Here is an 11,481-nt window from a genome sequence, read left to right on the forward strand (position 1 = left end):
GGCGAGCCTGGCCGGCGTCACCAGGAGGCGGACCAGGTCGTGCGCCCGCTTGCCCTCCTCCATCCGCGCCCAGTAGTTGATCTTCCAGGCGAGGGACCAGCCCGTGCCGTCGTCGCCGCGCAGTTCGAGGGTCCGCCGCGCCGCGTCGTACAGCTCCGGGGTACCGCGCTTGGTGATCTGGTTGCTGGGGTGCAGGCCGTACAGGTGGGAGACGTGCCGGTGGTTCCGCTCGGTCTCGACCCAGTCGTAGAGCCACTCCTGGATGTTGCCGCGCGAGCCGATCTTCATCGGGGGGAGCCGGTCCTTGGCGGCCAGGACCTGCGCCCGGAAGCTCGCGTCCACACCGAGAACCTCGCTCGCCTCGGCGCAGCCGTGGAACAGGTCGCGCAGGATCTGGTTGTCCATCGTGGGCCCCGCGGCCACGCTGGCGTTCGAGTGGTGAGCGAGCTCCGGCGAGTTCGACGGGTTCGTCACCAGATATCCGAGCTTCGGCTCCTCCACGAGAGTGTCGAGGAAGAACTGGGCGGCGCCCTTCATGGCCGGGTAGTTCTTGCGGAGGAACTCGACGTCGCCGGTGAACAGGTAGTGGTCCCAGATCATGGTCGCCAGCCACGCGCCGCCGGTCTGCCACATGCCCCAGAACGCGCCGTCGACGACGGAGGTCGCCCGCCACGCGTCGGTGTTGTGGTGGGTGACCCAGCCGCCGGCGCCGTACTGCACCTCGGCCGTGCGGGCGCCGGTCTCGGTGAGGTCCTTGATCATGCCGAACACCGGTTCGTAGCACTCCGACAGGTTCGTGGTGTCGGCGGGCCAGTAGTTCATCGGCAGGTTGGCGTTGATGGTGTACTTCGAGTCCCACTGCGGGCTCATCGAGTCGTTCCAGATGCCCTGGAGGTTGGCCGGCTGAGTGCCGGGACGCGAGCAGCTGATCAGCAGGTAACGGCCGAACTGGAACAGCAGCGCGGAGAACTGCGGGTCCTCGACGGCCCCGTGCTGCGCGATCCGGACGTCGGTCGGCTGGTCGGCCGCGTCGGTGCGGCCGAGGTCGAGCGTCGTGCGCCCGAACAGCGCCTGGTAGTCGGCGACGTGCCTGGAGCGCAGGTCGTCGTAGGTCTTGCCCTGCGCGGCGTCGAGGTGCCGCCGCGCGATGCCCTGGTAGTCGCCGCTGACGTCCTTGTAGCTCACGTAGCTGGAGCCGATGGAGATGAGCAGCGTCACGCTGTCGGCGGCCGACACCTGGAGCGTTCCGCCGGAACTGGTGACGGTGCCGCCCTCGGCGACGGCCTTGGCCAGCGCGAGGAACTTGACCTGGCCGGTGATGCCCTCGAAGTTGCCCGAGACGCCGTCGAGCGCCACCGTCGTGCCGTCCGGGCTGGTGAGCGTCGTGCGCTGGGGACTGTCGAACGTCGCGCCGAATGTGATCGAGCCGGGCTTGTCGGCGGTCAGCCGGATGACGATGACCTGGTCGGGCGCGCTCGCGAACACCTCGCGCCTGTACCGCACGCCGTTCAGGAGATAGGTGACGGACGTGGTGGCGGTGGTGAGGTCCAGCTGGCGGTTGTATTCGGAGAACCCGCTGGTGCCGGGGAAGGTCAGCCTGATGTTGCCGACGGTCTGGTAGGCGAGCTGGCCCGCGGGCTTGCCCAGCATGTTCTGGTCGATCAGGGTCTGGGCCTCGGCCCATTTGTCCTCGAAGACCAGGCGCCGGATCTCCGGCAGCGCCGCCAGGCCCTTGGGATTGCTCTGGTCGTACGGCCCGCCGCCCCAGACCGTGTCCTCGTTGAGCTGGAGCCGCTCGGTGTCGACGTTGCCGAACACCATGGCGCCGAGGCGCCCGTTGCCGATGGGGAGGGCGCGCAGCCAGTCCGTGCCGGCGCCTCTGTCGTACCAGAGCGCCAGGTCATTGGCCGCGCGTACCTCCGCGGGTGCCACCGATCCGGCCCGGGCGACCGCCGTCCACTGCATGGGCAGCATCAGAGCCCCTGCTCCGACCGTACCGATCTTCATCAATTGCCTGCGCGACAGGTCTGGCATCTCGCTTCTCCAAGCGCATCGCGGCCTTGCGGACAACCGGCACCCGCGCATGGACGACGAGCTCGCGAACGACGAGACGAGGGGGGTGCGAGGGGGCCGGCGGCTCAACGAGGCTCTGTGTGGGGGGAGTGACCGCAAAGCTACAAAGATTTGATGTATGCGTCAACGGCCGTTATCAAACAGTCCAAAAATGGGCATCTACCGCCGCTTGCGGCCGGAAACATCTAACCTTTGGTTTGGTGGCGCCGCCCGCCGTGGCGGAGTCCGCCGGCACCCGGGGCGGCCGGCCGAGCGGAATACGATCGGAGCCTCGGGAAGACGCCCCCCGCATGAGGCTCCGGCCGGGACCGAGGGAACCCACTGCCATGTCACGCACAGAGGACGTAGTAGACAACATCAAGCGGATGATCCTCGACGGAGTGCTCCGGCCCGGCGACCGCCTGCCCGTCGAGAAGGACCTCGCCGAGTCGCTGGGCGTCTCGCGCGGCGCGTTGCGCGAGGGAGTGTCGGCCCTGTCGATCCTCGGGATCGTCAGCACCCGGCAGGGTGACGGGACCTACGTCACGAGTCTCGACGCGACGCAGCTGCTGGCTCCGATGGGCTTCGTCGTCGACCTCCACGGCCAGGGCGACCCACGGCACGTGTACGCCGTCAGGCGTCTGATCGAGTGCGAAGCGGCGCGGATCGCCGCCACCAGGATCACCGACGAGGCGCTCGGCCAGGCGAGGGAACTGCTGGACGAAGCGGCCCGCATGGTCGGCCAGGCGCCCCACGACCACGAGCGCCTCATCGAGATCGACATCGCCTTTCACCGCATCATCGCGGCCCACTCCGACAACCCGGTCCTGGTCGGCCTGATCGAGGCGTTCGCCAGGCGCACCGTCCACGGGCGGCTGTGGCGCAGCCTTCACGAGGAGGACGCCGACCGGCGCACCCACGACGAGCACGTGGCGATCTGGACGGCGCTGGCGGCACGCGATCCCGAGCGGGCGCGTATCCGGATGGCCAACCATCTCATCGGGGTCGAGGAGTCCCTGAACCGCCTGCCCGGCGACGGCGGCCCGCGCCGGGCAGGGGACCGCTGAGACGCCGCACGCCCTCCGCGCGGGAGCGCGGGGCGCGTGCGGCGGGATGGGTCAGACCGCGGTGATGGTCCATTGGAGGTTGGTGCTGGAGCCGGGTGCCCACAGCTTGACGTTGGAGCCGGCGGTGGTGGTGCCGCCGCTGTCGAGGCAGGTGCCGGTGCCGCGGTTGACGATCTGGTAGCGGCCGTTGCCCATGTCGGTGAGTTTCCATTGCTGGTTGTCGCCGCCGTTCCAGGGCGCCTGCTTGCACAGGGCGCCGCTGGTGGTGTCGCCCCAGCTGTCGGCGACCATGCCGTTGGTGCGGTTGACGATGCGGTACCAGCCGCTTCCCAGAGCGACGAGCTGCCATTGGAGGTTGGTGCTGCCGTCCCAGTTCCACTGCTTGAGGTTCGAGCCGGAGGCGACGTTGCCGCCGCTGTCGAGCACGAGGCCGGTGGTGACGTTGGTGATCCGCACGTAGCCGGTGGGGGTGGAGCCGCCGCCGAGAGTGGGGATCTGGCCGTTGAAGGTCAGTTTGACCACGTACGCCGGTGCGCTGAACGGGGCGGTGGACGAGGGCATCGAGACGTGCAGGCCGGAGCCGTCCTGGGTGCGGCCGGGCAGGGTGACGTACTGACCCGCGGCGGAGCCGAGCAGCTGCACCGAGGCGAGGTTGCTCAGGTTGATCCGGTTGGCGCCCAGGGTCGTGATGTGCAGTGTGGCGCCGGGCCAGCCCAGGACGGTGGCGTACAGGACCGTGTTGTCCTTGCTGCGGGTGAAGCGGATGTCGGTGTTGGTCCCCGCCCGTGGTGTGGTGAAGGAGCCGCCGCCCATCTGCGTCGGCCCCTCTCCGTAGACGGTCCAGGCGCGGGTCGAGTAGACGGACTCGCCGAAGCGCTTGAGGTAGTCGCCGATGCCCAGCAGGATCGACCGCTGCCCGGAGGGGATGGTGCCGTCGGCCATCGGGGCGATGTTCAGCAGCATGGTGCCGTTCTTGCTGACCCGGTCGATGAGGGAGTGCAGCATGGCGTTGAGGGAGTAGTAGCCGATGCCGTTGGTGTAGCACCAGCTGGAGCTGGAGATGCTGTCGTCGGTGAGCCAGTAGGGGGTCTGGACGGCGGCGGGTCCGCCGCGCTCGTAGTCGAAGACCTCGCCCCGGGTGTTGAACCCGTCCTTGTACGTCGCGACGACGTCCTTGTTCCAGGCGACCGCCTGGTTGTAGTAGTACGCGAGGAAGGCCAGCCGCCGGGACTCGTCGAGACGGCTGAGGTTGAAGTCCTGCCAGATGATGTCGGGCTGGTAGCCGTCGATGACCTCTTTGAGCTTGTCGTACCACAGCTGCTGTTCGTCGGCGAAGCCGAGCTGGCCGTACAGCTTCTTGAGCGAGGTGGAGGACTGGGACGGCGCCCACTGGTAGAAGCCGGTGAAGTTGTAGGCGTGGTGCATCGCCACCAGCAGCTTCAGGCCTTTGGCCCGGATGGCGTCGGCGTGCAGGCGCAGCAGGTCGAGCCTGGGCCCGGTGGCGACGGAGTTCCACTCGTTGACCCTGCTGTTCCACATGGAGTAGCCGTCGTGGTGCTCGGCCACCGGGCCGGCGAATCTCGCGCCGGCGTCGGCGAACAGTTGCGCCCACTCGTTGGGGTCGAAGTTGCCTCCGGCGGACTTCAGCTTCGGTGCGAACTGCACCCAGTTGCCGGCTTTGTCCCGGGCGCCGTTGATGAAGTTGTGGTACGGCCACGCTGACGGGTCGCCGTAGACGCTCTTGTGGTGGTTGTTCTCGTTCGACCCGTTGTTGTACATGTTGCGCGGGTACCACTCGTTGGCGAACGCCGGGACGCTGAACACGCCCCAGTGGAAGTAGACGCCGAATTTGGCGTCCTGGAACCACTCGGCGGCCGGCGGGTGCTGGTCGACCGACGACCAGTTCGGGCTGTAGCTCTGCGGCCCGGCGGTGGCCCAGGCCGGGTTCACCTTGAGCATGCCGGCGGCGGTGCCGAGGCCCGTCGCGATGAGCAGCTGCCTGCGGCTGAACCGGAACGACGATGACGAGGACATGTGGGGAACCTCTCTGGAGCGGGGGGAGCTCTGCTGGGGGCGTTCCCGACCGGCCGGTGGACCTCGCCGGCCGTGCGTGGGGTGGACGTCCCGCATGCCGGGGACGTGCACCTCGCGGCTGTGCCGCCGCGCACGACGACTTTCACCACGTGGACATGGGATGTTTGTAAGTCAACGTCGGCGATCTGTCCAGGCTTCTCGCCGGATCGCGGACGTGGGCGCGCAGACAACCCATGTCTGTGCTGTCGGTGCCGTCTCGTGAGGGGTCTGTACGTTTCATGCCCCAGCCACGACCGAGGGTCAGGGAACCGCGGGAGTCTCGCTGAGGGAGTGACCGAGGTTTTCGCGCAGCCAGGTCTCGGTGGTGCCGACGTGGATGAGGGCGGCGGCGTGCGCGAGTGGGGCGTCGCGGTGGGCGAGGGCGCGGTAGATGGCGGCGTGTTCGGTGATGGTGCGGTCGGCGGCGTTGGCTTCGGCGAGGCCGCGCCAGACGCGGGAGCGGAGGGTCCGGCCGGCGATGCCGCCGAGCAGGGCCGACAGTGATTTGTTGCCGGTGGCGTCGAACACGGCGCGGTGGAAGGCGTCGTCGTGGTGCGTGAGGGCTTCGACGTCGTCTCGAGCGTCGATCATGGCGTTGAGGTGGCGTTCGACTTGGGCGAGTTGGGCGGGGGTGATGCGGGTGGCGGCCAGTCCGGTGGCGATGGGTTCGAACAGGCGCCGGACTTCGGTGATTTCCAGGAGGTCGTCGCCGCGCATCATCTCGACGGCGAGGCCGACGCCTTCGAGGAGCAGATCGGGGGTGAGGCTGGTGACGTAGGTGCCGTCGCCTCTGCGTACTTCGAGTACGCGGGTGGTGACGAGGGAGCGGACGGCCTCCCTGAGGAGGTTGCGGGACAGGCCCAGTTCGGCGGCGAGTTCCTGTTCCGGGGGCAGCCGGGCGCCCGGGGGGAGGGTTCCGTCCTTGATGAGCTGCCTGATGCGTTCGATCGCCTGCTCGGACAACGACATAGGAGGATTCTGGTCCCTCCGGGCCGCAAATCCGCACGCGCCCCGTTGTCCGGAGGGCTGGACATGCGATGTATCGGCCTTCCTCCCGACCGTGGACGCACCCGATTCGTCGGACCCTTCGTGCACGAGTGCGAGGGATTTTCGTGATTCTTCCCTAGGGTCTGGACACTGACCGGGGTTTGGTCATAGAAAGACATCCCATGTCCTGTCGGTGATGAGCTCGCTTCGGGCGAACTCGCCGGAGCCCGCGCGTCGCGCTCCGGTCCTGTCCGAGCGCGGCGCGGTCAGCGGCGGCACCCGTGGTGCTTCAAAAGGAGAAACGATGGTACGCAGACGGTTCGCGCTCGCCGCGGCCTTGACCTTATCGGGGTGCCTCGCCGTGGCCTGCGGCGGGAACAACGGGAGCAGCGGAAGCGGCGGCTCCGGCGGCGACGCCGCGGCGAAGCCGGTCATCGGCGTGGACTACCCGCGTTCGGACACCGACTTCTGGAACTCCTACATCAGCTACGTGCCGAAGTCCGCCGGCGAGCTGGGCGCGGACACCAAGACCACCAACTCCCAGAACGACATCGCGAAGCTCACCTCCAACGTGCAGACCCTGGTCGGGCAGGGCGTGAAGGCCGTGGTCATGGCGCCGCAGGACACCGCCGCCGTGGCCCCCACACTGCAGCAGCTCGAGAACAAGAAGATCCCCGCCGTGCTGGTGGACACGCGGCCCGACACGGGGAACGCCTTCATGGTCGTCCGCGCCGACAACCGCGCGTACGGCGAGAAGGCCTGCCGCTTCCTGGGCGAGAAGCTTCAGGGCAAGGGCAAGGTGGTCATGCTGGAGGGCGACCTGGCCTCGATCAACGGCCGGGACCGCACCGAGGCGTTCAACGACTGCATGAAGCAGAACTACCCCGGCATCAAGGTGTTCGGCGAGGCGACGAACTGGGACGGCGCCGTGGCCTCGCAGAAGCTCTCCACGGTCCTGACCGCGAACCCGGACGTCAAGGGCGTCTACATGCAGTCGAGCTTCGCCCTCGCGGGCACGCTGCAGGTGCTGAAGCAGCGCGACCTGCTGGTGCCGCCGGACGACCCCAAGCACGTCTTCGTGGTCTCTAACGACGGTATCCCGCAGGAGCTCAAGGACATCGCCGCCGGGAACATCGACGCCACCGTCTCCCAGCCGGCGGACCTGTACGCCAAGTGGGCGCTGTCGTACGCGAAGGCCGCGATCGAGGGCAAGACCTTCCAGCCGGGCAAGACCGATCACGACAGCACCATCATCGAGGTGCGGCCCGGCCTGCTGGAGGACCAGCTGTCCGCGCCGCTCGTCACCGCCGACGGCGGCACCTACGGCGGGATCCCCAGCGTGAAGCACGATGACAAGTCGCTGTGGGGCAACAACCTGAGCTGAGAGGGCGTGGCCATGGAAGAGTTCGCGGGAGGGCCCGCGAGCCCTCCACCCGCCCGTGACGACGGGCGGACCCGCACGGGCGCGCCCGTCGCCGAGGCGGAGCGCATCACCAAGAGATACGGCGAGACGGTGGCGCTCGACCGGGCGCACATCACGATCAATCCGGGGGAGACGCACGCCCTCGTCGGCCGCAACGGCGCGGGCAAGTCGACCCTGGTCTCCATCCTGACGGGACTGCAGGCGCCCGACGACGGCGAGGTCCGCTTCGCCGGGGCCCCCGCCCCGCGGCTCGCGGACCGCGACGCCTGGCGGGAGCGGGTCGCCTGCGTCTACCAGAAGTCCACGATCATCCCTGAGCTGACCGTGGCGGAGAACCTCTACCTGAACCGGCACGACCGCAACCGGTTCGGGCTGGTCGGCTGGAAGGGCCTGTGGCGCAAGGCGGCCGAGCTGCTGGAGGCCTGGTCGGTGGACGTCGACGTCCGCCGGCCGGCCGGGGAGCTCGGAGTGGAGCAGCGGCAGTTCGTGGAGATCGCCCGGGCGCTGTCGTTCGGCGCGCGGTTCATCATCCTCGACGAGCCCACCGCCCAGCTCGACGGCGCGGCGATCGCCCGTCTGTTCGACCGGATGCGGGCGATGCGCGAGCAGGGAATCACCTTCCTGTTCATCAGCCACCACCTGCAGGAGATCTACGAGATCTGCGACACGGTCACCGTCTACCGGGACGCCCGGCACATCCTCACCGCGCCGGTGGCGGAGCTGCCGCAGGGCGAGCTGGTGGCGGCGATGACCGGTGAGGCGGCGGGCCTGCGGGAGCACGCCGTCCGCCCGCCGGTCGCGGCGCAGGCCCCGGTGGTCCTCGACGTACGGGGCCTGTCGGACGGCGACGTCTACCGGGACGTCGACATCCAGGTCCGGGCCGGCGAGATCGTGGGGCTGGCGGGCCTGGGCGGCAGCGGGAAGACCGAGCTCGCCGAGACCTTCGTCGGGCTGCGTGCGCCCCGGGAGGGAACCCTGGAGGTCGCCGGGAGCCGCCCCCGCCCCGGGAGCGTGCCGGAGTCGCTGGCCGCCGGGGTGGGCTTCGTGCCCCGGGACCGCCACCAGCAGGGGCTCGTCCCCCTGATGTCGATCGCGGACAACGCCACGATGACCGTGCCCGAGCGGCTCGGTCAGGCGGGCTTCGTCAGCGGCCGCCGCAGGGACGCGCTGGCCCGCGACATGATCGAAAACCTTGCGATCAAGACACCCGGCCCGGAGCTCCCCGTCTCCGGGCTGTCCGGCGGCAACCAGCAGAAGGTCGTCATGGCCCGGGCCCTGGCGAACGATCCCCGGCTGCTCGTGCTGATCACGCCGACGGCGGGGGTCGACGTCCGGTCGAAGGAGTTCCTGCTCGGAAAGGTGGAGGAGATCGCCGACAGCGGGACCGGCGTCGTGATCGCCTCCGATGAACTGGACGACCTGCGCCTGTGCAACCGGGTGCTGGTGATGTTCCACGGCCGCGTCGTCGCGGAACTGGCCGCCGGCTGGCACGACCACGAGATGGTGGCCGCCATGGAAGGAGTCGACCTCGATGCCTGAGACCACCGCCGCACACACCACGGCGGGACATCCGCCGAGCCCGCCCCCGGAGGAGCCGGGACGGCGGCGCCCGGCGATCCCCCTGGCGCGGCTGCGGGACTTCGCGCTGGTGCCCGCGGTCATCGTGATCGCGATCGTCGGGCAGATCGTCAACCCGATCTTCCTGCAGAGCGACAACCTGATCAACATCCTGCAGACGATGTCGGAGATCTCGCTCCTCGTCCTGGCGCAGACGCTCGTGCTGATCGCGGGCAGGATGGACCTGTCGCTGGAGTCGACCTTCGGGCTGGCGCCCGGCGTCGCCGCCTGGCTGACGGTCGCCAGCGGAACGGGGGCCGGGCTCGGGCTGCTGCCCGGCGCTTGGGGGATTCCCATCACCCTCGCGGTGGGGGTGCTGGTCGGAGTGGTGAACTCGCTGTTCATCGTCCGCTTCGGGCTCAACGGCTTCATCGTCACCCTCGGCATGCTCATCGTGCTGCGCGGCCTGCTCACCGGTATCTCCGGCGGGCAGACCTTCTTCAACCTCCCCGACTCGATGACCTACTTCGGCTCCACGATGTGGCTCGGCGTGCCGGCGTCGATCTGGATCTGCCTGCTGCTGTTCGCGGGCGGCATCGTGGTGATGGGCTTCACCCGGTTCGGCCGGGCGCTCTACGCGATCGGCGGCAACGTCGACGCCGCCAAGGCGGCCGGCATCCGCACCGACCGGGTCCTGTGGATCACGCTGATCTCCGCCAGCCTGCTGGCCGCGATCGGCGGCCTCCTGCTGACGGGCCGGCTCGCCTCCGTCGCCGCCGCGCAGGGCGACGGCGCGATCTTCACGGTGTTCGCGGCCGCGGTCATCGGCGGGGTCAGCCTCAACGGCGGCAAGGGCACCGTGTTCGGCGCGTTCACCGGCATCCTGCTGCTGTACATGATCCAGAACGTCCTGACTCTCGCGGGCGTCCCCGCGCAGTGGATCCAGGCGCTCAACGGGGCGATCATCCTCACCGCGCTCGCGATCTCCCGCCTCACCGGCGGCAAATCGCAGGACTGACGGGTTGCGGCGGCCCGGGCTTCGTACGGGCCCGGGCCACCGGCATCCGCGCAGATCCCGACGTCCGGCCGGTCAGGAGGCGGTACTGAGGGGAGCGGCGGCGGGTTACGAGGGGAGCAGCGGCAGCAGCGCGTTGAGGCGCCCGGACGCGAAACCGGACAGGTCCAGCGAGCAGAACGTGAAGCCGGCGCCGCGGACCGCGGCGTCGACGCGCTCGCGCAGGTCACACGCGCGCGGGATCTCGGCCTGCGGCACCTCGATCCGGGCGAGTGTGCCGCCGGCGTGGGCGCGCACCCGGCACACCGGGAAGCCGAGGTCGCGCAGCGCGGCCTCGGCGGTCTCGATCCTGCGCAGGACCTCCGGGGTGACCGGATCGCCGTAGCTGACCCGCGAGGCCAGGCAGGGCGCGGCGGGCTTGTCGGCGGTGACGAGGCCGAGCTCCCGGCTGAGCGCACGGACGCCGGCCTTGGTCAGGCCGGCGTCCACCAGCGGTGTGACGGCCCCGCGCTCGGCCGCGGCCCGCTGGCCGGGCCGGTGGTCGCCGAGGTCGTCGAGGTTGGTGCCGAGCGCGATCCGGGCGCCCATGGCGGCGGCCAGCGGCGCGAGCGCGTCGAACAGCGCGGACTTGCAGTGGTAGCAGCGGTCGCGGCCGTTGGCGGCGTACTCGGGCCGGTCGGCCTCGTCGGTGCAGACCTCCAGGTGCGCCAGCGCGTGGCGGCGCGCGAAGTCGCGGGCCGCGGTCCGCTCCGAGGCGGCGAGGCTGGGGGAGACCGCGGTGACGGCGAGCGCCCGGGTTCCGAGCACCCGGGCGGCGGCGAAGGCGAGCAACGCGGAGTCCGCGCCGCCGGAGTAGGCGACGACGATCGCGCTCTCCTCGCGCAGCCGCGCCGTCAGGCGCTCCAGGGCGCCGTCCGGAGCGCCGTCCGGCGCGTTCGCCGTCGTCCGGTCCGCGGGAGCAGGGCGGTCACTCACCGGCGCCTCCATAGGTACGTGAGCCGCGGAGGCTCTCCTCGACCCCGAGGACGTGCAGGGCGGCGTGGAGCCGGGCCCGCTCGGCGTCCCGTGCCAGCAGGGCCCGGTGCACGGCCCGGTGCTCCCGCAGGGTGCGCTGGACCGCCTCGGGGTCGCTCATGCCGCGCCAGATCCTGGCCCGCACGGTGCGGCCGGACATGTTGTGGATGACCGCGGCGAGGACGGCGTTGCCGCAGTGGGAGGTGATGAGGGCGTGGAAGTCCTGGTCGAGGGCGACGAGCTTCTCGTGGTCGATCACGCTTGCCGCGGCGACCTTCTCGGCGTGGTCGAGC

General features: G+C 69.9%; 9 protein-coding genes. 4 read left to right on the forward strand and 5 right to left on the reverse strand.

Features of this window, described 5'->3' with window-relative positions; genetic code table 11:
* A partial coding sequence (locus AAH991_RS39030; RefSeq protein WP_346230995.1) for a glycoside hydrolase family 95 protein occupies positions 1 to 1,974 on the reverse strand: 1,974 nt, incomplete at its 3' end.
* Positions 1,975 to 2,399: 425 nt separating this feature from the next.
* Between AAH991_RS39030 and AAH991_RS39035 the strand changes: the two genes are divergently transcribed.
* Positions 2,400 to 3,119: a FadR/GntR family transcriptional regulator gene (locus AAH991_RS39035; protein ID WP_346230996.1), complete on the forward strand. Its 720-nt coding sequence runs from the start codon at positions 2,400 to 2,402 to the stop codon at positions 3,117 to 3,119.
* A gap of 51 nt (positions 3,120 to 3,170) precedes the next feature.
* On the opposite strand, the gene AAH991_RS39040 is transcribed toward AAH991_RS39035, so the two are convergent.
* Positions 3,171 to 5,153 (reverse strand): alpha-L-fucosidase, encoded by a 1,983-nt coding sequence (locus AAH991_RS39040; RefSeq protein ID WP_346230997.1) that lies wholly within the window; start codon positions 5,151 to 5,153, stop codon positions 3,171 to 3,173.
* A 300-nt stretch (positions 5,154 to 5,453) separates the two neighbouring features.
* Positions 5,454 to 6,161 (reverse strand): FadR/GntR family transcriptional regulator, encoded by a 708-nt coding sequence (locus tag AAH991_RS39045; RefSeq protein WP_346230998.1) that lies wholly within the window; start codon positions 6,159 to 6,161, stop codon positions 5,454 to 5,456.
* A gap of 322 nt (positions 6,162 to 6,483) precedes the next feature.
* On the opposite strand from AAH991_RS39045, the gene AAH991_RS39050 reads away from it, so the two are divergent.
* Genes AAH991_RS39050 through AAH991_RS39060 form a run of 3 tightly spaced genes read left to right on the forward strand, consistent with a single transcriptional unit; the run spans position 6,484 to position 10,177 of the window.
* Positions 6,484 to 7,563 carry a sugar ABC transporter substrate-binding protein gene (locus tag AAH991_RS39050; protein WP_346230999.1) on the forward strand — a complete coding sequence of 360 codons (1,080 nt, stop codon included), beginning with the start codon at positions 6,484 to 6,486 and terminating at the stop codon, positions 7,561 to 7,563.
* Between the two features lie 12 nt (positions 7,564 to 7,575).
* Positions 7,576 to 9,141, forward strand: coding sequence for a sugar ABC transporter ATP-binding protein (locus tag AAH991_RS39055; RefSeq protein ID WP_346231000.1), 1,566 nt, complete (start codon positions 7,576 to 7,578; stop codon positions 9,139 to 9,141).
* Complete coding sequence (locus AAH991_RS39060) at positions 9,134 to 10,177, forward strand: ABC transporter permease (protein WP_346231001.1); 1,044 nt, start codon at positions 9,134 to 9,136, stop codon at positions 10,175 to 10,177. The genes AAH991_RS39055 and AAH991_RS39060 overlap by 8 nt, the downstream gene beginning before the upstream one ends.
* A 105-nt stretch (positions 10,178 to 10,282) precedes the next feature.
* Here the strand turns inward: AAH991_RS39060 and larE are convergent, their stop codons facing one another.
* Both larE and AAH991_RS39070 read right to left on the reverse strand, forming a co-directional pair.
* Positions 10,283 to 11,149, reverse strand: coding sequence for an ATP-dependent sacrificial sulfur transferase LarE (gene larE, locus AAH991_RS39065; RefSeq protein WP_346231002.1), 867 nt, complete (start codon positions 11,147 to 11,149; stop codon positions 10,283 to 10,285).
* On the reverse strand, positions 11,142 to 11,481 hold a 340-nt coding region (locus AAH991_RS39070; RefSeq protein WP_346231003.1), incomplete at its 5' end, for a FadR/GntR family transcriptional regulator. The genes larE and AAH991_RS39070, both read right to left, overlap by 8 nt.

It is taken from the genome of Microbispora sp. ZYX-F-249, from assembly GCF_039649665.1.
Taxonomy (GTDB): domain Bacteria; phylum Actinomycetota; class Actinomycetes; order Streptosporangiales; family Streptosporangiaceae; genus Microbispora; species Microbispora maris.